The sequence below is a fragment of the Paraburkholderia sp. UYCP14C genome (assembly GCF_004197395.1).
Taxonomy (GTDB): Bacteria; Pseudomonadota; Gammaproteobacteria; order Burkholderiales; family Burkholderiaceae; genus Paraburkholderia.
Genome location: NZ_SELS01000033.1, coordinates 65,703 through 87,473, shown reverse-complemented (window position 1 = coordinate 87,473; position 21,771 = coordinate 65,703). Strand labels below are relative to the sequence as shown.

General features: G+C 60.0%; 22 protein-coding genes. 12 read left to right on the top strand and 10 right to left on the bottom strand.

Translation table 11 applies throughout. The annotated features are described in order from the left end of the window. Together EVC45_RS26700 and EVC45_RS26695 are read left to right on the top strand one after the other, a co-directional pair. The coding region (locus EVC45_RS26700) for a helix-turn-helix transcriptional regulator (RefSeq protein ID WP_129961213.1) at window positions 1-652 on the top strand (652 nt) is incomplete at its 5' end. Between the two features lie 137 nt (window positions 653-789). After that, complete coding sequence (locus EVC45_RS26695) at window positions 790-1,191, top strand: ISAs1 family transposase (protein ID WP_129961212.1); 402 nt, start codon at window positions 790-792, stop codon at window positions 1,189-1,191. 140 nt (window positions 1,192-1,331) lie between these two features. Here EVC45_RS26695 and EVC45_RS26690 read toward each other — a convergent pair whose 3' ends face one another. The 5 genes from EVC45_RS26690 to EVC45_RS26670 form a co-directional block, all read right to left on the bottom strand. Further along, a complete protein-coding gene (locus EVC45_RS26690; protein WP_129961211.1) occupies window positions 1,332-1,646 on the bottom strand; it encodes a YdhR family protein in 315 nt (104 codons plus the stop codon). A gap of 55 nt (window positions 1,647-1,701) precedes the next feature. Further along, the gene (locus EVC45_RS26685) at window positions 1,702-3,018 is read right to left on the bottom strand and encodes an MFS transporter (RefSeq protein ID WP_129961210.1); all 1,317 of its coding nucleotides are present in this window, start codon (window positions 3,016-3,018) and stop codon (window positions 1,702-1,704) included. Between the two features lie 149 nt (window positions 3,019-3,167). After that, on the bottom strand, window positions 3,168-5,657 hold the full coding sequence (locus EVC45_RS26680; protein WP_168991538.1) for a CoA transferase: 2,490 nt from the start codon (window positions 5,655-5,657) through the stop codon (window positions 3,168-3,170). Window positions 5,658-5,755: 98 nt separating this feature from the next. After that, on the bottom strand, window positions 5,756-6,592 hold the full coding sequence (locus EVC45_RS26675) for an acetoacetate decarboxylase family protein (RefSeq protein WP_129961208.1): 837 nt from the start codon (window positions 6,590-6,592) through the stop codon (window positions 5,756-5,758). Window positions 6,593-6,685: 93 nt separating this feature from the next. Then, window positions 6,686-7,648 carry an SMP-30/gluconolactonase/LRE family protein gene (locus EVC45_RS26670; protein ID WP_129961207.1) on the bottom strand — a complete coding sequence of 321 codons (963 nt, stop codon included), beginning with the start codon at window positions 7,646-7,648 and terminating at the stop codon, window positions 6,686-6,688. A gap of 328 nt (window positions 7,649-7,976) precedes the next feature. Here EVC45_RS26670 and EVC45_RS26665 point away from each other — a divergent pair, with 328 nt between their 5' ends. After that, window positions 7,977-8,585, top strand: coding sequence for a TetR/AcrR family transcriptional regulator (locus EVC45_RS26665; RefSeq protein ID WP_129961206.1), 609 nt, complete (start codon window positions 7,977-7,979; stop codon window positions 8,583-8,585). Here EVC45_RS26665 and EVC45_RS26660 read toward each other — a convergent pair. From EVC45_RS26660 to EVC45_RS26640, 5 genes are all read right to left on the bottom strand, one after another. Continuing rightward, window positions 8,551-9,531, bottom strand: coding sequence for an alpha/beta hydrolase (locus tag EVC45_RS26660; protein WP_129961205.1), 981 nt, complete (start codon window positions 9,529-9,531; stop codon window positions 8,551-8,553). The two genes, EVC45_RS26665 and EVC45_RS26660, sit on opposite strands and share 35 nt — an antisense overlap. A gap of 43 nt (window positions 9,532-9,574) precedes the next feature. Beyond that, window positions 9,575-11,020 carry an NAD-dependent succinate-semialdehyde dehydrogenase gene (locus EVC45_RS26655; protein ID WP_129961204.1) on the bottom strand — a complete coding sequence of 482 codons (1,446 nt, stop codon included), beginning with the start codon at window positions 11,018-11,020 and terminating at the stop codon, window positions 9,575-9,577. Between the two features lie 42 nt (window positions 11,021-11,062). Then, window positions 11,063-12,130, bottom strand: a complete 1,068-nt coding sequence (locus tag EVC45_RS26650) for an alcohol dehydrogenase (protein ID WP_129961203.1) — start codon at window positions 12,128-12,130, stop codon at window positions 11,063-11,065. A gap of 107 nt (window positions 12,131-12,237) precedes the next feature. Beyond that, window positions 12,238-12,672 (bottom strand): PaaI family thioesterase, encoded by a 435-nt coding sequence (locus tag EVC45_RS26645; RefSeq protein ID WP_129961202.1) that lies wholly within the window; start codon window positions 12,670-12,672, stop codon window positions 12,238-12,240. Window positions 12,673-12,692: 20 nt separating this feature from the next. Further along, entirely contained in the window at window positions 12,693-13,310 is a 618-nt protein-coding gene (locus tag EVC45_RS26640) for a TetR/AcrR family transcriptional regulator (RefSeq protein ID WP_129961201.1), read from the bottom strand. Window positions 13,311-13,582: 272 nt separating this feature from the next. Here EVC45_RS26640 and EVC45_RS26635 point away from each other — a divergent pair, with 272 nt between their 5' ends. The 9 genes from EVC45_RS26635 (at window position 13,583) to EVC45_RS46210 (ending at window position 21,735) form a co-directional block, all read left to right on the top strand. After that, the gene (locus EVC45_RS26635; RefSeq protein WP_248295258.1) at window positions 13,583-14,296 is read left to right on the top strand and encodes an SDR family oxidoreductase; all 714 of its coding nucleotides are present in this window, start codon (window positions 13,583-13,585) and stop codon (window positions 14,294-14,296) included. Beyond that, window positions 14,296-16,227, top strand: a complete 1,932-nt coding sequence (locus EVC45_RS26630) for an FUSC family protein (RefSeq protein WP_129961200.1) — start codon at window positions 14,296-14,298, stop codon at window positions 16,225-16,227. Before EVC45_RS26635 ends, EVC45_RS26630 begins: the two co-directional genes overlap by 1 nt. Window positions 16,228-16,331: 104 nt before the next feature. Next, on the top strand, window positions 16,332-17,012 hold the full coding sequence (locus tag EVC45_RS26625) for a type 1 glutamine amidotransferase domain-containing protein (protein WP_129961199.1): 681 nt from the start codon (window positions 16,332-16,334) through the stop codon (window positions 17,010-17,012). After that, entirely contained in the window at window positions 17,009-18,211 is a 1,203-nt protein-coding gene (locus EVC45_RS26620; RefSeq protein ID WP_129961198.1) for an MFS transporter, read from the top strand. Before EVC45_RS26625 ends, EVC45_RS26620 begins: the two co-directional genes overlap by 4 nt. 175 nt (window positions 18,212-18,386) lie before the next feature. Next, complete coding sequence (locus EVC45_RS26615) at window positions 18,387-19,496, top strand: alkene reductase (RefSeq protein ID WP_129961197.1); 1,110 nt, start codon at window positions 18,387-18,389, stop codon at window positions 19,494-19,496. An 82-nt stretch (window positions 19,497-19,578) separates the two neighbouring features. Next, on the top strand, window positions 19,579-20,229 hold the full coding sequence (locus EVC45_RS26610; protein ID WP_129961196.1) for an NAD(P)-dependent oxidoreductase: 651 nt from the start codon (window positions 19,579-19,581) through the stop codon (window positions 20,227-20,229). A 203-nt stretch (window positions 20,230-20,432) separates the two neighbouring features. Beyond that, window positions 20,433-20,618 carry a hypothetical protein gene (locus EVC45_RS46220; protein WP_211193481.1) on the top strand — a complete coding sequence of 62 codons (186 nt, stop codon included), beginning with the start codon at window positions 20,433-20,435 and terminating at the stop codon, window positions 20,616-20,618. 65 nt (window positions 20,619-20,683) lie between these two features. Next, window positions 20,684-20,977 (top strand): aldehyde dehydrogenase family protein, encoded by a 294-nt coding sequence (locus EVC45_RS47965; protein ID WP_211193482.1) that lies wholly within the window; start codon window positions 20,684-20,686, stop codon window positions 20,975-20,977. Window positions 20,978-21,024: 47 nt separating this feature from the next. Then, window positions 21,025-21,735: an aldehyde dehydrogenase family protein gene (locus EVC45_RS46210; protein ID WP_306770795.1), complete on the top strand. Its 711-nt coding sequence runs from the start codon at window positions 21,025-21,027 to the stop codon at window positions 21,733-21,735. Window positions 21,736-21,771 lie beyond the last annotated feature (36 nt).

Sequence of the window (21,771 nt, the reverse complement as noted above, 5' to 3'; positions counted from 1 at the left end):
AGCGACTGGGGGCGAGAATCATGCCGGGCCCGGCTGGCCAAATCCCCAATTATCGGGGAGTGAAGATAGTAACGGGGGGGATTTCGTGCTGTCGCGGTTCACGCTGCAGGCCGCGCGCGCGATGTCGGCACGCCATGCGACCACCCCGGTGTTGCGGATCGGAGGCGTCGAGCCCGAGTACGGTGCGCGTTCGAACAGTCTCGCATTCGCGCGCGAATATCTGGACCGTCCGCTGCCGCACGCCAACCCGATCACGGTATCAATGTGTGAACAGATGTGCAGCCGGCAGCTGGACGCACGGCGCGCCCGCCTCGGCACGTCGACGATGATTCGCCACTACATGAATGCAACGTGGGGCGGCGGGCCGCTTACGCTTGAAGAAATGGCCCGGATGATGAACACAAGCGCGCGCACGCTCAAGCGCAGGCTGCAGGAAGATGGCACGACGTTCCGAACCCTGCTCAATGAAGCGCGCAGCGCAATGGCCGAAACGCTGTTGAGCGATGCGCACCTTACGCTCACAGAAATTGCGGAGCGGCTTGGTTACAGCGACTTGTCAAGTTTCTCGCAAGCGTTCAAGAGATGGTATGGGGTCGCGCCGCAGGTTTACCGTGCGGGAACGGTGCAAGGACGGAAAGAGAAGAACGGATAAGGCGGAAATGTCCACAGGGGGCCGCCGGTCGGCCTGGGCCGGAGCATCAAAAGTCGTTTACTTTCAAAGGTTAGCGTGAGGGGGTTGTAAACAAAGGGTTTTTCGTCGTTTACGGTCGTCTTTTCGGGGGGCGACGGGTGCGCGAGGACAAGGAAGTGCAGGCGCTGGTGGCGATATTTCGGGATCTGCCGGATACGCGGGTGACGGGACGCTGCGATCACGATCTGCTCGATATCGTGGTACTGGCGCTATGTGCGGTGATGTCGGGAGCCGAAGGCTGGGACGACATCGAGGCATGGGGAATAGCCCGGCAGGCGTGGTTGCGGCAGTACCAGAGGTTGCGCAACGGGATACCCGGACATGACACGATCCGGCGCGTATTCGAGTTATTGTCGCCGACGGAACTGGAACGCCGGTTTGTGCAATGGGCGGAGGGCGTATGCGGTGCGCTTGACGGGCGGGCCATCGCGATTGATCGGCAGGCAGTCAATCAGTTCGCCATCCTGTTCGGCGAGCGATACATGCAGGCGCGCGGATAATGATTCCTTTAACCGCCTCGCCCACGAAAATGCGGACAGGTTCGCTTGGGGTTGCCGGGCTAAAGGAGTTTGTGGAAATGTCCAGCTGACGCGACCATCTGATACGAGCGGCAACTATCTCCCGAACTCCCTCGAAAAGGTCATTGACCCAGGGGCGCTCGCGTGAGCTCACTCATGCGTTCCCGAATATCGTAGATTCTCACCGATACATCGATCAGGTCCGGGTTCTCCTTCATACGAGTAATGGCCGGCCCTTGAACATAAGATTCGGCGTCAGCCTTCGTCTCGAACAAGTAGATGGCCCCGGACAGTTGCTCCACCGGCTCGTCGAGCCAGATCTTCCACAGCAGGCCACGCATATCGACGAAGCGTTTCGCCATGTCGTCCGTATATCGAGCGTTCCATTCCTGCGCCGGCATATCGGGCCGGCGATAGTGTGTTATTACGATGACCATGCTCTGCAACTCCTATCAAGTCGAACTAGTAAGCGGTATGGTTCGGCGCCGTGTATCAACCATCGTTGCGGATATGGCTGAGCGGCACGCCGCGGGTTTCACGAATCATCACTGCGGCGACGAGAGTCAACGCCCCTAGCACCATGATGTAGACGGAATACATCCAAGACATCTGGTTTGCGGCCAACCATGTATTGAGGAAGGGAGCCGTTCCTCCGAAAATGGAGGACATGAGTGACGACAAGAAACCAACACCAAATCCACGGTGTTGCGTAGGGATCTGTTCCGCGATCAGTGCGGCATATTGCGAGCCGATGATCGTCCATACGGCAAGGCCGAGTCCTTGTGAGGCGAAGAGCGTCCAAGGGTCACGCGTCAGAAGCGCAGCCAACGGGATCGGTGCGAGGATGAGGCCCAGTCCGTAGACGAACACCATCTTCTTCCGGCCCAGCCGATCCGACAGGTGGCCGTAAAGCGGCAGCAGGCAAAGCGCGACGAGTTGGGCGAAAATGCTGGCGACGAAAGCGCCGTGCGCGTCCATGCCACGGCTGGCGATCGCGAAGGTGGGCGCGAACGCGACCCACGTGTAGTAAGCGACTTGCGCGCCGGCAGAAAAGAACACGATCTTCAGCAGGATCCGCAGCTTATCGCGGCCGCTCATCGGGGTGGGCTTAGTCTTCGATTCCGCATCGTAGATCGGAGACTCATGAGCTGCCTTGCGCAGATAGAGCGCAAACAGACCGAGAATGCCGCCAACGGCGAAGCCGACGCGCCACCCGTAGGCCACCATTTCCGCTCGAGAGAACACCGATGTCAACACGATACCAAGGCCGGTGGCACCCATCACGCCGAGTGTGGCACTGAACATCGTGCTGCTCGACCACAGGCCTCGGCGCTTGGCCGGCGCGATCTCCGCAACGTAGACATAAGAAACGCCAGACTCGCCGCCGTGCGCGAGCCCCTGAAGTAGGCGTGCTATCAACAACAGCACTGACGCCCAGATTCCGATGTGCGAGTACGAGGGTATCAATGCGATCATCAGACTGGCCGCGGCCATCGTCGACATCGTGATGACCAGCGTGTTCTTGCGACCGATTCGATCGCCGAGACGCCCGAAGATCAAACCGCCCACCGGGCGGGCGAGAAAACCGACCGCAAAGACGGCGAGGGTGGAAAGCAGTGCCGAAAGCGCAGTCGATTTCTCGAAGAAGCTGGCGGCGAGATAGACGGCAAATGTGCTGTAGATTGTCCAGTCAAACCATTCGAGCAGATTTCCGACGACAGCTGCTGTAAGCGACTTCAGCGCCTTGTTCGACGTGGTGCGTCGGCCTGGTTGCGAGGCTTGGCTGCCTGCGAGCGTTTCAATTGACATGATTGTCTCCTCCCGGCTCATTGGCCGTGCGGCTTCTAACGGATCGAGAGCAGCGGGTAGCGCTGCTCGTCTTCCTGGAACGGTTAAGCTAGACGAATTCCTTCCGGAATTGACTCTAAAAAAAGACTCACCAGACCGGTAGGGCGGTCCTAAAGCGGCAGATAGTGTTTCAAGACAGCCCAGTCCCGACGGGCAACGTTTTTTGCAAACAGTTCACGAATCTCTGCCTCCGATTTGCCGAGTTCATGCAGCACCTGATGGGTATGGAAACCCGGCTCAGGGGCAGGCGCCAGCGGCCCTACGTTTTGATTGCCGAATCTGTACCAGGTGGGGAGGGGCAGGTTGACGCGATGGCCGCTCGGGTGATCCGCTTCCCGCATTGCGAGTACTCTGCCGTTCAGTTCGAGGTTTGGCACGTCCGATACCGTACATGCCTCGCGCACCTGATCCAGCCTGATGATGGGCACGAACGATGCGGATCGACAATCTTCCAGTAACTGGGAGACTTCCATGCAGGTCCGCCCGGCGATTGCAGCCGCCACGGATGAGTCTGTTGGTTCGCTCGCACCGAGGAGTTCAGCGATCGCCGCGAAATCCTTCGGGCGGCAGGCCAAAAATGCCCAGCGGTCCTTGGCCTTGTACATCCGGTAGTGCGGACCGTAGCCGGGCACGCTCTGCGTCGAAGGCTCAGATCCTGTGGGCTCGCCTTTAGCTGAAACCGCAAAGGGGAATTGAACGAGTTGCGCACCCATCGATAGAGACGTCCGTACATACGAGCCGCCTCGTCCGAGCTTCCTTGCAACTAGCGCCTGTGCGACACCGAGGGCTGCGGTGAACCCAGTGATGTAGTCCACGCACGACGCCATTCCATGCAGCACTGGCGCTTCGGGCGTCCCATAGCGTGCCGTGACGCCGGTTGCTGCCTGTAAGACGGGATCGAACGACGGATATCCCTTGAGCGGGCCACCTAGCGGACCTCCCCATGCGCTGACCTGACAACTGATGATGTCAGGATTGATTCGCCTGAGCGCCTCGTCGGAGAGCCCCAGTCTTGCCGCCGTGACATCGAGGAAGTTGTGAAGAACGACGTCGGCATTCTTGACCATCGTCTCGAACACCGCGCGTCCCTCTGCCGTCTTCAGGTCGAGAATGATCGAACGCTTGCCCTGATTGACGTCGATGCCGAACCACATCGTCATGCGCGGGCCGGCCTGAGGCGCAGGCGGGTCGATCCGGGTAACATCCGCACCGAACTCGGCAAGAATACGGCAAGCGGCAGGGCCGGCGATCACGTTGGACAGATCAAGGACCCGCAGCCCGGAAAGGATCTTCGGCGAAGGCTCATGCGGCACCGAGGCTTCGGCGGTAGCCCGGTTCGACTTCCATCCGATTTCTACTTGATTGATATCGCGTGACCGCAGATCGTGCGACTGCACATCAGGACCTTCGATCGAGATATAGCGCCCGGGCTGTCGAACTGCGCCGAATATCGGGTCTTCAACCTCGCTCACATTCCCGCCTGCATGCGCAGCGGGCAAGTCGAGCCACTCTTGTGTCGTTCTGACGACCGTCACCGGAACGGCGGCTTCTCGCAGCAATTGCTCCCAAACATGTGCCGGCTTCGTCAAAAAGCGTTGGCTCATGAGCGTCCGTAACCGTTGAGTCCAGCGAGGACTCAGCCCGGCCGAATAGCTGATGTTATTTCCGCTCCCGTCTTCCTCGTACGGGCTGCCGACGATCATGCCCTCCGCAATGAGGTCATTCAGGATGCCCAGCACGTCGAGACAGGCCTGCGCGTGATGGACGTGATCGACGGCATTGATGAAAACCATCTTGCCGTCCCCGCAAAGGTAGTTTCCGAATTGAGGGCGTCCGAACTTTGCGAGATAAGCGTTGATGGCGGCGCGACCGGCCTCGCTGATATCGTCCGACATGTCTCGGAAGATGGGAAAGGCAACCTCGCTCATCGCCTTGTCGATCGGTGGCAAATCGAACCGTTGCGGCTGTCCGTCGACCTTCATGACCAGCACTGCCATGGCAGACATGAGCGCATCGGCGAGTGGCACTTCAACGCGGCAGCCGTCGTGAGTTTGCAGACGCCTCAGATAGGCCATCGTCGCCGCGATCGCAGCATGCACGCCGCCATAGGCCGATGCCATGGGAAGCGACGAAAAAATGGGGCGACCACCAAGCACGGGACCGAGGGCATGAATGTCGGTATAGGCGCCCACCGATGCGGCAACGGTACCTTCGAACGCTGCGACGCCATCCCATTCACTGCCCTCGGCGAAACCCGGAATCGACACGTACACAACCGATTCGTTACGATCGCGAATGCTCTCGTAGTCCAGTCCGAACCGGGCGGCACGCCCGGGCCCAAGATTGTCGATGACGATGTCGGCTTCGTTTGCCAGGCGCAGGGCGGCATGCCGATCATAGGGAACCTTCAGATCGAGGATGACTGCCGTCTTTCCTCGGCCCAGCGCGGCGTCTTCGAGCTTGTCTTCTCGATCCGGATGATTGATTTCAATGACCTCCGCGCCTTGATCCGCAAGAAGCATCGAAGCCACTCGTCCGGCCCAAACACCGCCTAAGTTCAAAACACGCACACCTTGCAACGGATAAACCTTATTCATCATTCTTCCTTTGTGTCGGCTAACCATCTCGGTCCGCATTCAGGATCGGGGGAGCGAAAGCCGTTTCGATCATCCAGCGTTTGATGAGACGCCGACTGACTTCAAGCCAGCTTTCGCTGATTCGATAAATCCGACGCCCCACGCATTTCGGCCACCCAAGCGCCTCTGCTTTCCAGTTGCGGCAGTTGCAGCAGCTTCGTGACGATATGGAACTGGGTCGGCATGTCCTCCCACGTGGTCGGGAAAAAGCTGACGCTTCCCCGGCCATGCCTCACGCGCTCCACCGACGCGCTTGCGCCGGCTGGTGACAGACAAGCGTGCGCGAGCGCCGCCTCGCCCCAGTTCTGGGTGTCTGGGAAGTATTTGTAGTGCAAGGTTCCATCGCTCCGCAGGCTTCCGAGGCCGGGATAGGCGGGGGCGACAGGGTCGGCCTCAGTTAGATCCTCAACCGAAATCTGAGCGAACTGATGACCGAGCCAGGAGGCCGAGCAGACGACCCTGTTCCCAAACACGCGAACCGGCGGCAACTCACACCAAATTTTCGCGTAACCCAATTCCTCGCGACCGCTCAGGATTGGATCCGCGAGGTTCTCCCACAGAACGCTTAGAAAGCTCCCCGTAACGTCGTCCGTTTTCCCATGAAAGTGAGCGGGAAAGCGCACCCCGAGCATGGAATAGCCGCGGCCGGCCAACCATTCGAGTTCGGAAAGCTCGGTCAACTCAACCGTGACGATCGGCTCACCTACAAGACGGAACCCAGGCGGCAGGAGTTCACCGAGTTGATCGGCATCGGTCAGATAACTGACGGCGACGCTGCGGCGATGCGGCGACGTGCTCCAATCGAACGGCTTCAAATCCGGTCCTTGACGCGGCCCTGCTGTTGGGCCAAAACCATAAGGCATCCGGTGCATGACACCGTCGTTCTTCAAATCGGACATATCCAATGAGCTCCGAGGCAATGGTGATGCGAATGAAGCAATTTGATGAGGGCCATCAAGTAGAGTCTTTCTCGCGCTTTCCGGCGGTAGACTTCACTTCACTTGACAAAGGGCGCTTTCCGCTGAAAATTCGTCCGCTGCGGTTCGTTGCATGAAGTTCAGTCGTAAGCCGGGACGCGGCCAACGCGTCTTGTAAAGCTTGCCGGTTCCCGATGCGGTCACCCAAACGTCCCGCATGTCCTGGCCACCGAAGCAAAGGTTCGTCACGAAAGGGTCGGGGACCTTGACGTGAGTGGTCGTTCCGTCGAGTTCGAAAACCGTGACCCCGCCGTCACCAATCGTCGCGACACAAACCCTGCCGTCCGCCTCGACTGCCAGAGAGTCGACGCGATTCGCCCCCTGGATATTGCTGACGACGCGGCCGGACTGGCGCCGCTGCTCTGGCACGAGGCGCCCCGGTTCCTCAACGTCAAACGCCCATAGCCGTCCCAGTGCCGTATCTGCCACGTAGACGACGCGCTCATCCGGCGACAAGCCAATACCGTTAGGCGAAATCAGGCCTTCCTTCACGCGCTCGATGCGAGACCCGTCCGGCAGCGCGTAGCAGATCGACCCATAGTTGCGTCCGAGGTCAGTGGCAGAGCCGTAGTCGGTGAACCAGATCCCGCCATGTCGATCGAAGACCAGATCGTTAGGCGCTTCCAGGCGGCGTCCTCCCGCCGTCTCGTAGAGCGTTTCGATGCGTCCCGTCGCGAGGTCAACCCGCTGCAGGCTGCCGGTGCGGTGGGTGGAGGGCACGCGCGCGGGCGCATTGAATCCTGCTTCTGTCGTGAAGGTGAAACACCCACCGTTATTGCAGACGTAAAGCCATCCATCCGGCCCCAGCGCTGCCCCGTTAGGGCCGCCGTCGAATTCAGCGACGGTCGACACACGGCCCGAGGGCTCGACTCTGACGACGCGTTTCGCCTCGATTTCTACCAGCACGACAGAGCCGTCATTCAGGGCGACAGGCCCCTCCGGAAACCGCAAACCTTCGGCAACGAGCTCGAACTCCATTCTTTCCTCGGTTAGGCAAAATTGACTTGCAATACTTCCGATCCAGCCGTCAGGCACCTCGAAGACGGCCGCCGTCATGGCTATAATATGACTGGTCGTCTTATATTTATCAATTCGCGCTAACCCTGACAGGGCGATCCGCCCGCATCTAGCGGCGTGGGCAGGTAATAGTGCAGTGCGAGAGGGAATTCCGCGGCTGCGTCCGGCGGCCCCGACCTGCCGGGTTTATTCGCGTCGTTGGCAGCAGACTTCACTGTTTTCAAAAAAAATGTAAGATGACTGTTCGTACGACGCTGACCGGTCGCTTTTTATTGGTTGAGGGGTTCAAATGAATACTGCCGCCCGTCGCGGGCCAAAGCCGAATCCGCACACGCGGGACGAATTGCTCAGCGCAGGATTGCGGATGCTCCACGCGGGAGGGTATTCCGCAACGGGGATCCAGGAGATCGTCGACAAGGCGAGCGTTCCCAAAGGGTCCTTCTATAACCACTTTGACAGCAAGGAAGCATTCGGAGCGGAGGTGGTCGACTGCTATTTCAACCGCAGCCTCTCCGAGCTACAGCCGCTGTTCCGCGACGACACACTGTCGCCGCTCGAACGGCTGCAAGCCTATTTCGATAAGAGAATCCGCTCGCTCAAGGCGGCTGGCTATGCGCGGGGATGCCTGATGGGCAACCTCAGCCTCGAAGTCGCCGACCACAGCACGGCGATTCGCGAGCGTATCGCCGCCAACTTCAAGACGTGGACCGGTCTCTTGGAGGAATGCATTGCTGCCGCTCAGGGCACCGGAGAGATCAGGAATCAGCTTCCTGCATCAATGTTGGCCCAGTTTCTTCTGAATAGCTGGGAAGGCGCGCTGCTTCGCATGCGCGTGGAAAAAAGCGACGTGCCGCTCAAAGAGTTCAGGGAAGTGATTTTCCACTCGGTTCTCGTCTGAGCCCGTAGGCGCCGCGCACGACCAGCCCGAAGCGCTCGATGCTCGCGCGAATGAACCGTTGAGCTGCGGGTGACCAGCGGCCCATGTCGAAGAAGCCATGGATCATGCCTTCGCAACGGAACATCTCCGCTTTGCTGCCCGCTGCGTGGAGCTCGATTCCATAGGCTTCACCCTGGTCCCGCAACGGATCGAATTCGGCGGTGACGATCACCGCCGGTGGAAGGCCCGCAAGGCTGGATGCCTTTATCGGCGCCAGCCGAGCATCCGTCAGATCCTTCAAAGCGCCCGTGTAGTGTTCGAAGAACCACCCGAGGGTTTCCTGCTCGAGGAAATACCCGCGCCCATGCTTTTCTATGGACGGATAACCCACCCAGCTGTTATCTACCGCCGGGTAGATCAGGAACTGCGCCGCCAGCGGTGTTCCGAGAGCGGCCAATTGCTGGGAGACGACGGCCGCTAGATTCCCGCCTGCGCTATCACCGGCGACAGCGACGACCTCCTCGCCCCCGAGTTGTTTTGCGTGCACCGAGACCCACCTCGTTGATGCGATCGCGTCGTCCACAGCGGCCGGAAACGGATGCTCAGGCGCCAGACGGTAGTCCACGGAGACGACCACGACCTGGCTACCCCGACAAAGCTCGCGACACATGTTGTCGTGTGTATCGAGGTCGCCGATGACAAAGCCGCCGCCGTGGAAGAAGGCGACTGTGGGGAAGGGTCCCGAGCCGTTGGGGCGATAGATGCGTGACCTTAGCGGACCGGCGCCACCATCGACGAAAGCATCCTTAACGCTGGCAACCGGCACCACTTGCTCCGGCGTACGCGAGCCGTAGGTGAGCGCAAGATATAGGTCCCGGGCTTCTTGTACCGAGCATTCATGCATCGGCTTGCGCCCGGACGCGGCCATCTGCGCAAGCACCGCACTGAGGTGTGGATCGAGGGGCATCGAGTTTTCGATGTTTTTGGGAAATGGAGAAAATTCCGCTGAGTCACACTGCCGTTACCGCCACCGCCTTCGTGACGAGATACGGCTCGAGTGCTTCGGGGCCGCCTTCCGAGCCGTACCCTGAATCTTTTACACCGCCGAACGGCATCTCCGGCCACGGCGTGGCGGGTTGGTTGATCCACAACATGCCGACTTCCAAGGCGTTCGTGAGCAGATGAACGTTCTTGAACGAGCGGGTAAAGGCGTATCCGGCGAGACCATAAGGCAAGCGGTTGGCCTCGGAGATCGCATCTTCGAGCGAATCGAATCCGCGAATGGCCGCCACCGGCCCGAACGGCTCGTTGTTGAACACGTCCGCGTGAAGCGGAACGTTGGTCAATATCGTGGGCGCGAAAAAGTTGCCCGCCGTCCCGATGCGCTCCCCACCTGTCGCCACGGTCGCCCCCGATTTGCGGGCGTCCTCAACGACATTCGTCATGGCGGTTACCCGGCGCGCGTTGGCGAGTGGCCCGAGAGTCGTGCCTTGCGCAAGGCCGTTGCCTACCGAGAGACTCTCCGCATGTTTGACGAGCGCTTGGGAAAAATCGTCGATGACGCTGTTATGCACGAGAAACCGCGTCGGCGAAATGCAAACCTGACCAGCATTGCGGAATTTCGCGGCTCCCGATGCTTTGACGGCAAGTTCGATGTCGGCATCCTCCGCGACGATCACCGGTGCATGACCACCCAATTCCATGGTCGCGCGCTTCATATGCTGGCCGGCGAGCGCAGCAAGTTGTTTGCCGATCGCCGTCGAGCCCGTGAACGTGACTTTGCGGATTGCAGCATGCTCGATGAGAAAACGGGAGATCTCTGAGGGATCGCCGAACACGAGCCCGAGCACGCCGTTGGGCACGCCGGCATCGGCGAAAGCACGGATCAGTTCACCCGGCGACGCCGGCGTCTCTTCCGGGGCTTTTACGATGAATGAGCAACCTGTCGTCAGTGCGGCCGACAACTTACGCACGACCTGATTGATGGGAAAATTCCACGGCGTAAACGCTGCAACCGGTCCGACGGGCTCCTTAACGACCGTTTGCTGAGCGTTGAGGTTGCGCGGCGGCACGATGCGGCCATAGACGCGACGCCCCTCATCTGCGAACCATTCGATAGTATCTGCAGCGGAGTTGACTTCTGTGCGCGCTTCGGCAAGGGGCTTGCCTTGCTCGAGCGTCATCAGGCCTGCTATCGTGTCTACACGCTCCCGCACCAGCGCAGCAGCCTTACGCATCAAGGTCGCGCGTTCTAACGCGGAGACCTTGCGCCAAGCCGCAAACCCAGCTTGTGCTGCCGCGACGGCGCGCTCCAAGTCGACGATGCCGGCACGGGCGACCGTGCCAATCTTATCCCCGGTGGCCGGATTGACTACGTCGAGCGTCGCGCCGCTCTGCGCGTCGCACCACTCGCCATTGATATAAAGGCGTGTGTTCTGATACTTCGTCATACCCATGAAAAACCTCGTTGTAGCATCTAACTGATCGGGGAGGGCCCATTACGCCGCGACTCCGCTAAAGTCGAGCACAGTTCGCCCGACCACATGTCCCTCGTCGAGGTCGGTCAAGGCGTTGTTGATCTTATCGGCTGCGCACGTGCGGATCGGCAACACGGCCAGTTTGCGAGCTTTGGCGAGCGCGACGGTTGCTTCAAGTTCGGCCAGCGTTCCCACGAATGAGCCGACGAGCGATAGAGAACGTTGCACCATCGGTGGAAGGGCGATCGCCGCCTCGCCGCCGTGCAGACCGCACAACACGTAGGTCCCTCCCTTGCGCAACGCGCCGTACGCCAGATCGAGCGTCGAGGGAATGCCTACGAAATCGAGCACGCCTCCGAGCATGCCTTGCGCCAATTCGCTCAATGCGTGGGGGGCATGGTAGCGGTCCGTACGTAGGGTCAGCGTCGCACCTTGAGCGCTGGCAGCTTTCAATTTATCTTCAGCGACATCACACGCGATGATTTTCTCGATACCGCGCGCGCGCAGGATAGAGATTGCGGTCAGGCCGACGCCCCCGCACCCAATCACCGCGACATGATCGGTCGCCTCGAGCGCCGGCAGCTTATTGACAGCCGCGTATGAGGAAACACCCGAGCAGGCGAGGGTCGCGGCAAATGCATCGTCGATTCCTTCGACGTCCACAAGATAGCGGGCGTCCGGCACGAGGATATGTGTCGCGAATCCGCCAGGCGTTGCGAGACCGATAGTGCGTTGTTTCGCGCACAGATCGGTGCGCCCACGATCGCAGGCCCAACATGCGCCGCATGCCACCCACGGAAACACAAGGCGGCGGGCGCCGACTGTGACCTCCGACACTTCCTCGCCAACGGCGACCACAATCCCAAGCGATTCGTGGCCCAATGTGAATGGCGGGAACAGCCCTCGATCGCTCAGCGAAGCCCGCTTACCGCCACCGAGATCGTAGTAACCCTTCCACAGATGGATGTCGGAATGACACAAGCCCGCATGCGTAACGCGCAATACGACTTCGCGGCCTTTCGGCACAGGCGTTTCGCGCAGGCGCGCCTGCAGCGGCTTGCCATGCTCCACCACGTCAAAACCCAGCATTTGTTGTCTCCTTATGTAAGTATCAGCGGATGCCGTATGTCGATACGGAGCCGATTCGCTTCTCAAATGCTTTTGCTGCGGATGCTGAATTTTGTGGGCCTACCGGTTTAGCCTCTCTTTACGAAACAAGTCGCCGTTGCAGTCGCGAGCAGCTTTCCTTCAGCGGATTTCAACGTGCCCTCCGACGTTGCAATATTGCGTGAGAGGTGGACTAGGCGAGCTTCGGCAAGCAATTCCTGATCGCGCGGTACCGGCCGCAACATCTTGACGTGCAGGTCAATCGTGCCGTAACCGACACCGGCCTCCAACGTGGAGTGGACAGCACAGCCGGTCACTGAATCGAGTACCGTTGCGGCAAATCCGCCATGTACGCCGCCCTGTGGGTTGAGATGTTGGCCACCGGCGCGTGCGGTCAGTTTCACGTATCCGGCTTCGACTTCGACAAACGACATTGGCACTGTCGTGGCCATCGGCGAGGGCGGCGAGTGGCCAGCCGCTACCGCCCGCAGCAGTTCGAGGCCCGTCATTTCCAGGTGATCCATTGGTTCCTCTCGAACTCGGTTCAGACCAGAATCGCCCCGAAGACGACTTCGGTAAATTCGATCAAAGGACGTCCGTTCTTTTCAGCGCGCATCCGCAAAAGCGCGCCCTCCCAACAGTTCAACACGAACTCGGCGAGCACTGACGCGGGTAGCTGATTTCGAATGGCGCCCGAGCTTTGCGCCTCGGCAATGCAGTTCGCGAAGAAGCCGCTCCAAGTCCTGAAATGCGCCGCTATCCGGCTGCGAATCAAGGCGCTGTGATCAGCGATTTCGAGGCTCAAATTGCCCATCAAGCAGCCCTGCACGTAGCCTGCCGTGCCGTAGCCACGGATCCTGTCTTTAAAATAGGCGCGCAAACGCTCGAGTGGCGGGATGCGTTCGTTGGTTAGAAGTGCATGCAGATCTTCGAGACCACCATCGAAATAGCTATCGACCACGTCCCGTCCGAACGCTTCCTTGCTATCGAAGTGGGTGTAGAACGACCCCTTGGGTACCTCGGCCGCGTCAACTATGTCCTTGACGCCAGTTGCCGTAAAGCCTCTCTCGTGAAACATCCGCACTCCTGCACGCAGTAGGGCGTCTCGCGTATTTGCCTTCGGCTTCGGCCCGCGGCGTGTGGCAGTCACTTGCGATTCCATCTTTCAGGGTCCAGTTTAAATATATGACCGGTCGTATTGAATTTAATGGAGGCCCCGGAAATTGTCAAGCACCCATGTCGATGTCATCGTGTTGACCTAAAGTATGACCGGTCATATTATATTTCGAGATCGCTTCCTAACCGATTCTGTGCATCGGACGGGGGGCGTTCGCCCGGCCCGTAGGTCTTAGTCGACCGGCAGAGATCTCTCCGATGTCGAACACCGCCAATAGGCAAGTACCGAAATTAATCATGCAGTGATAACTGGAGTGGATGATGCAGCTCAAGGGTAAGGTGGTATTCGTCACCGGGGCCAATCGAGGCCTCGGCGAGGTGCTAGTGCGGTCGCTCCTCGATGCGGGCGTCGCGAAAGTGTACGCAGCAAGTCGACGGCGCCCCGACGAATTCGATCACCGTGTGCAGTGGATCGAACTCGATGTGACGAATTTTGAAGGTGTCGAAATCGCTGCGGCTCAGTGCCGTGATGTCGACCTGGTCATCAACAACGCGGCCGTACTTGTCGCGGGTTCGCTGACATCGAGCGACTCCGTCGATGTCCTGCGCCGTCATATCGAAGTCAATGTTCTCGGCTTGCTCGCCGTGTCGAAGGCATTCGTACCCGTGCTCAAGCTCAATGGGGGCGGTGGGATCGTCAACATCCTGTCCGGTGTGACATGGTTCAGTCTGCCCGGCAAGTCCGCGTATAGCGCATCGAAATCCGCAGCATGGGGAATTTCAAACGGCCTCCGGCAGGAACTGTGCGGCCAAGGCACGTTTGTCCTGAACGTTCATCCGGGCTACATCGACACCGATATGGCCAGCGACGTTGACGCAGTGAAGACGGCTCCCGAGGACGTTGCACGCGCGATTCTTCAAGGCATTGAAACCGAGCAGAAGGAAGTTCTTGTCGATGAGGGCCCCCGGCAGATCAAACAGTCTCTCTCGAGCGCCGAGCCTATCTATCTCATCCCAGACCTGCATATCTGATGCTGCCGAGCATTTCGAGGTCCATCGCGAGCCTCGGCTTCGACGTGCCGAAATTGTGCTTTTCACTGCGCACCGCCGTTGCAGCTTGCGCAGCGTTTCTGATTGCCTGGTTGCTCGGGCTGGACCATCCGCAATGGTCCGCCATGACGATCTGGGTGGCGGCACAACCCACCCGCGGCCAGGTTTTAGAAAAGAGTGTGTTTCGTATCGCCGGAACGCTAACCGGTACGCTTGCCGGGATTCTCTTGATGCTCTGCTCCGGGGGCGAGCCCGTCTTGCTCGTAGCCGGGCTTTCCGTGTGGATCGCGTTGTGCGCCGGGATCGCTAACGCCCAGCGAGGATTCGTTGCCTACGGCACCATCCTTGCCGGGTATTCCGCCTCGATCGTTGCGCTGGCCGATAGGGCTCATCCTCACCGAATAATGGAAGTCGGTCTTGACCGACTCGCGACCATTCTGGTGGGGGTGCTGCTTGCACTCATCGTCGGCATCATCTTCACACCGCATGCTCAAGAGGACGCCTTGACCGGCCGCTTGAGACGGCTGACAGCTCGGGTTTTCCGCGATCTGGCTGCTTGGATCGGGCGGGACTGCGATGAGCCCCTTACGGAAGAGCAGCGCAAGATCCTTGCGGAGATGGCCGCCATAGAGGAACTGCTCGAGCCGCACGGCGCCGGCTCCCTTCGGTCGCGCCGCATGGTACTTGCCATCAGGGAGCTGATGATGACCGAAATGTCGTTGCTTCTTCTTGCGCGCCGGCAGGTAACGCTTGGCCACAACGATCTCGTCCTGCCACTGGAAGATGTTTCCGCATGTCTCGAAAGCGGCATGAGCTATGAGCAAACGGTGGCCGCCATGGAACGGCTCGTCCATGCGGCCGGGTTCGATCGACATCTACATGAACTTTTCTCTGTGATGTTGCACGCAGACCAAGCCTACATTGCGTCGGCTCGGAGGCAAGCAGCGGGCAGAGTTCCGCTATGTAGCCATCGTGTCGTTTTGCATCGGGACTGGGCGGCTGCATGGAGAGCTTTCGCCCGCGCGGGCATCACGATGCTGGCTGTCGGCCTTATCTGGGCCGCCACTGGATGGAGTGCCGCAACGCTGCTCCTACTTGGCGTTTCAATCATGGTCTCGATGGTCTCGGTGTTCGAGAACCCTGCGGGCATGATGCGTTTCATCTTCACAGGCCAGATCTGCGGAGTAATCGCGGCCCTGGCTTGCCAGTTCCTCGCCTGGCCGCTTGCTACGAGTGAACTGGCCATCGTGCTGATGACCATGCCTGTCATCTTGATTGCCGCTCTGTTCTACTCGCATCGGGTCACGATGATATTCGGGTTCGACTACGCCATCGTATCGCTGCTGTTCCTGCACCCGGCCTTTCCGCCGAAAGGAAGCTTTGTAGAGATGTTTGTCGACAGTATTTTCCTTGTCGCGGCACCGCTGATCGCCATGATTGCCTATCGCGTCGTTTTTCCCCTCGGCGCCGCAAATAGGCTGCGTATGTTGGTTGGCATGATGGTCCGTGAACTCCAAGAACTGGTGGACCTGCGAGGAAATACTGGTCGTCGCTTCGAATGGAAAGCCCGCTTACATCACAGGCTCCTGCGACTTGTCTCCTTGGCGGGGAGAGGGGGGAGCGCACAGGATGCCGCCATCGACGGCGGTCTGACGGTGCTGGCCGTCGGTTCCGCGACCTTCACGATGCATGAACTCTTAGCAAAAGGCACCCTGACTGATGGAGCCTCGCGCAGCATTCGCGCCGCCCTTGGCCGGTTGAGACGCGTGGCGAATGAACCTCATAAAGCCTCAGACGCGCTGTCCGTCGCATCGGTGAGGCTCACCCGTCTCGGCATGCAAGAGGCGAGGGATTTGGCCAACGCGGCGCGACTGCTTTCCGCCAATGCTGGTTTCTTGACGAATACGCGCTGAACGACGGCAGGCCCGTCAAGTTGTCGGTTGCGACGGGACCTGATGCGCCGGAGAAGTTCAGGCAAGTGTGTCCTACCCACCATTCACTAAAAAGGGCTTTATCCATGAAAAAGATCCTCGTGGTTCTGACTTCGCATGACCAACTCGGCAACACCGGAGAACGGACCGGTTTCTGGCTCGAGGAACTGGCCGCACCGTACTACGCGTTCCTGGATGCGGGCGCGGGAGTGACCTTGGCTTCACCCAAGGGCGGGCAGCCGCCGCTGGACCCGAAAAGTAACGAGCCCGGCTTCGAAACTGAGGCGACCAGGCGCTTCACGGTCGATGCGGCTGCGACGAAGGCACTGGCCGACACGAAGCGCCTCGCGGATGTGTCATTGGCTGACTTCGACGCTGTGTTTTATCCCGGCGGTCATGGGCCGCTATGGGACTTGGCTGAAGACCCAGTGTCGATCGCACTTATCGAACAGGCCATCCAGGCGGGCAAGCCCGTCGGCGCAGTCTGCCACGCCCCCGCGGTATTGCGTCATGCCAAGGGCGCTGATGGCAAGCCGCTGGTTTCTGGCAAGGCCGTTACGGGGTTCAGCAACAGCGAGGAAGAGGCCATCGGCCTGACCAATGTGGTCCCGTTCCTGGTGGAGGACATGCTCAAGGTCAATGGGGGGCGCTATACCAAGGCCATCGATTGGCAATCCCATGTGGTGGTTGACGGATTGCTCGTTACGGGCCAAAACCCCGCTTCCTCCGACGCCTCGGCCCGGGCAACGCTCGATCTGTTGGCATGAATCCCTCGCAATCAACGCGTGCAATCACGCGGCGCGAGATATTCCTGATGGCGCTATGCTGCGCGCTTGCCGTATCCGCCATCTACTATCACCAGCCGCTGCTGCCGCTGATCGCGGCGACGTTCGGCGTGGCGCCAACGCACGGAAACGTGATCGCCACGCTGACCCAACTGGGCTATGCGGCAGGCTTGCTGCTCTTCGTGCCACTAGCTGACGGCGTGCAGCCACGCAAGCTCGCGTCGCTTGTCATCATTGCCAACGCTGTAGCGTTGATGTCGTGCGCAATAGCGCCGACATTCGCCCTGCTCGGGGCGGCCAGCTTTCTCGTCGGCGCAACGGCGATTACCGCGCAGATCGTCATTCCCTCCGCGTCCGGCATGGCACCGCCAGCAAGCCGGGGAAGAGTGGTGGGCACCTTGCTCGGTGGCCTCTCTACCGGTGTGCTTCTCGCCCGTACGTTGAGCGGACTCATCGGCGCGCACTTGGGATGGCGGTGGATGTTTGGGGTCGCATCGGGCGTCGATCTGATGCTTCTCGTTGTCGTCAGGCGGTTGCCTGCCTCGAATGGACTGACGGCGATTCGCTATCGCGAACTCATGCATTCTCTCGTTGTACTGATCCGCGAAGAGCGTCTGCTGCGCATCTCCGCCGCTATGGGCTTTCTGACGTTCGCAGCCTTCAGTGCATTCTGGGCTACGCTTGCAGCGTTGCTGGCGCGCCCACCCTATGATTTCGGCGCCGCTACGGTCGGTGCATTCGGACTTGTCGGATTACTGGGTCTCCTCCTGTCTCCACACATCGGAGCACTTGTGGACCGAACCGGTGCACGGACGGTGGCATCCGTTAGCACTGTGCTCGTCATTCTCTCTATGGCGCTGGTCACTCCCGGCGCCCGCAACTTGTTCTGCCTGTTAGTCAGCATGGTGCTACTGGACCTGGGCAACCGCGCCGGGTTTGTCGCCAACCTGGCGCGCATCTACGGGCTGCGCCCGGATGCCCGTAGCCGTCTAAATACCGTCTTCATGGTGTCTTACTTCCTCGGCGGCGCGGCGGGTGCCGCGCTTGGCGGCTACGGCGCGAATCAAGGCGGCTGGGTGGGGCTCGCGATCGTTGGTGTAGTCCTGTCGGCAATGGCGCTCGTGGTCGGCCTGTTGGCGCACACCAGGGCGGATTCGGAGTATGCGAACGGACCGGCTTGAAGACTCCTCTTAAGGGATGGTAAATCCCGGACGCTGGCAGTTGACGAATTAAAGACGACCGGTCATAATTAATTTAATGACCGGAGCAATCCGATGAAAATCCGTTCGCTTCGTCGGCACTCTGTCCCTAACTTGTGCGCCGCTGGCGCGTTACTCACGTGTAAAGGATTCGTCCATGTCCTCGACCTCGCTTTTCTCGCCGCTTCGCGTTGGCCGTTATGAGCTGGCCCATCGGATCGTGATGCCGCCTCTGACCCGCATGCGCGCCGGCGCCGGCAACGTGCCGAATGCGCTCGCCCCCGATTACTACGGTCAGCGCGCGTCCGCAGGCGGGCTGATCATCGCGGAAGCGACGCAGGTCTCGCCCGGCGGTCAAGGTTATCCCGCAACACCCGGCATCCACTCTACCGAACAGGTGGAAGGGTGGAAGAAGGTCACCGACGCGGTCCACGCGAAGGGCGGCTTCATCTTTCTACAACTTTGGCATACCGGTCGTTCGTCGCATTCGAGCTTTCAGCCGAACGGCGAGCTTCCCGTTGCACCGTCGGCTATCGCGATCACCGGTCAAACCGCGCTGACTCCTGAATGGAAGTCCGTGCCTTACGAAACGCCGCGTGCGCTCGAGCTGGACGAGATTCCGGGGATCATCGAGGGCTATCGTGAAGGCGCGCGCAACGCAATGGCCGCCGGCTTCGACGGTGTGGAGATCCACGGCGCGAACGGCTATTTGCTGCAGCAGTTTCTGGACGATTGCTCGAATAAGCGCACGGACATTTACGGGGGCTCTGTCGAGAACCGCGCACGCCTGCTGATCGAGGTGACCGAGGCGTTGATCGAAATCTGGGGCGCCGATCGCGTCGGCGTTCGCCTCTCGCCGTTCGGCACTTACAACGATGTGGGCGATTCGGATCCGATCGGCCTTTACGGTTACGTGCTGCAGCGGCTGAGCGAACTCGGTGTCGCGTACGTGAGCCTGATCGAGGCGCGCACCGGCGGCGGTATGGAGATCGGTACGCCGCAGGAAGTCGGTGCGCTGCGTCCTTTCTGGCCCGGCACACTGATCGTTGCGGGCGGGTTCACGGCCGAATCAGCGGAAGAAGCGATTCGGTCGGACCAAGTCGATGCTGTCGCGTTCGGCAGGCAGTTCATCGCCAATCCTGATTTGCCGGCTCGGCTCAAGCGCGGTGCACCGCTCAACCGCCATGATCGCGCGACCTTCTATGGCGGCGGAGCAGCTGGCTATGTCGATTATCCCGCGCTGGAGACGGCGGGCCAAACGGAGTGACGAGGAGGCTCGCGGCGGCATATACGTCGCGAGCTTCTCGGCCATTCCACAACGAAGTGCCAATTCTAGAGGGACATTGAATATGAAAGTCGTCGTTCTCGCCGCCACCGGCCAGGTTGGCCGCCCGGTCCTCAGCGAACTGATCAGCCGCGGGCATCAAGTCACGGCGGTTGCCCGCAATCCGGACAAGCTTCCCAAAAGTATTCCAACCGTGCGCGATGATCTAAGTAGCGCAGATCGCCTAGCGGAGATTATCGCTGGCGCGGATGCTGTCGTCAGCGCCTTCGGCCCTGCGAAGCAGGATGAGCGATTCTTTAGCGATGTGAGCTACACGGACCAACTGCCTCAAGTGATCGAGCGCGCGATCGTCGCCGTTCGCAAGGCTGGTTCTGCGCGCCTTGTCATGGCAGGTGGATGCGGCTCGCTCTGGTACTCGCCCGGCGTGACGGTACTCGAATCCGGTTACTGGCCGGAAAAGCTGATTCCGATCGCAACATCCCACGTGAAAGCTTTCGCGGCGCTCAGAGCATCGGATATCAACTGGACGTACTTCAGTCCGCCGATGCAGATCGACCCGGGCGTGCGCACAGGCAAGTTCCGCCTCGGTGGCGATGACCTGATCAAGGACGATCAGGGCAAGAGCTGGGTTTCCTTCGAAGACTACGCGGTTGCTCTCGTCGACGAACTTGAGAAACCGGCGCACGAGCGCGCACGCTTCACCATCGGCTACTGATCGATGGACGGGCTGGCGGCGCGGCAGCGAAGTTCTTCCCCGGCCGCCAGCACGAGAGCATTCCCACCATCGAAAGCACTGATGTGGAGCGCGAATAGACGTCGACCAGTTCAATCGCTCGACAGCCGCCCGAAAGTGCCGGAGATCCCTTTACCACCTTCTCTTGGCGATCGGCGACGCCCCGCGATCGTATAGGAACCGTTATGGCGTACAGAACCCTCAGCCCTTTCACCGAGCAAACGATCCAGGAGTTTGCCGACCACACGAATGGTGAGGTCGAAGCAGCGCTTGCGAAAGCAGACGCTCTATCACTCGAACTGGTCAAGGGGCAACATCGCGCCGCGGCCCGCCGTTCTCGACAAGCTGGCGTCGCTTTTGACCGAAAATAGCGACAAGCTTGCTCGAACAATGGCGCTGAAATGGGCAAGCCCGTGAACTTCTCAAGCCGCAACTCATTGCCACTGAAGTTGGCGAGGGGTGGGTCGAATATCATCCGATCGGCATCCTGCTCGCGGTGGAGCCATGGAACTTTCCCATTTATCAACTTACACGGGTTGTTGCGCCGGCGATCGCGATCGGAAACCCGATAGTCTTTAAACACGCGAGTATCTTTCCGCAATGTGCGGCGCTGTTTGAGGACATCGTCCGGCAGGCTGGCGCACCGAGCGGCGCAGTCACCAACCTGTACGTGTCTTCCACGAAGATCGCCGGACTACTGGGGGACTCGCGTATCCAAGGCGTTGCCTGACCGGCTCGGAAGGCGCCGGTAGCAAAGTGGGGGCGCGAGCATCGGAAATGCTCAAGAAGTCCACGCTCGAACTCGGTGGTAGTGACGTGTTCGTCGTGCTGGATGACGCCGATATTGAGAAGACCGTGCAGGCGGGCATCTCCGCCCGTCTCGCCGACGCCGGACAGGTTTGTATCGGCGCGAAGCGCTTCGTGGTGCGGCGTGCAGTCGCGGAGAAATTTGTCGACGCGTTTGTCAGCGGCATGAAGAGCGCGCCAATGGGCGACCCGATGGCACCGGAGACTGTGCTGGGGCCGATGTCGTCCGAGGCGGCACTGAACGATCTCGATCGCCAGGTCGAAGCCGCGGTGAAGAATGGCACTCAAGTATTGGCAGGCGGCAAACGAGCAGAACGCAAAGGCTTCTTTTACGAACCTACGGTGCTGGCAAGTATCACAAAGGAAAATCCCGCCTACTACCGAGAGTTCTTCGGCCCCGTGGCGCAGATCTTTGTCGTCGATGACGATGATGCCGTCGTGTTCCTCGCCAACGATTCGCCGTTCGGCTTGGGAGGCTCGATTTTCTCGTCCGACATTAAGCGCGCTCGCTCTCTTGCATCGCGGATGGAAACTGGGATGGTGTTCATCAACACGCCGACGACTTCTCGCGCCGAACTGCCTTTCAGCGGGATCAAGAGATCGGGCTACGGCCGCGAACTCGGAGACGTTGGGCTCAAAGAGTTTGCTAACCGAAAGCTAGTGGTGGTGGGCAAGGGCTGAGCCCTCGGAGCACAGACGCGCTGTGCGCGTCTTTCC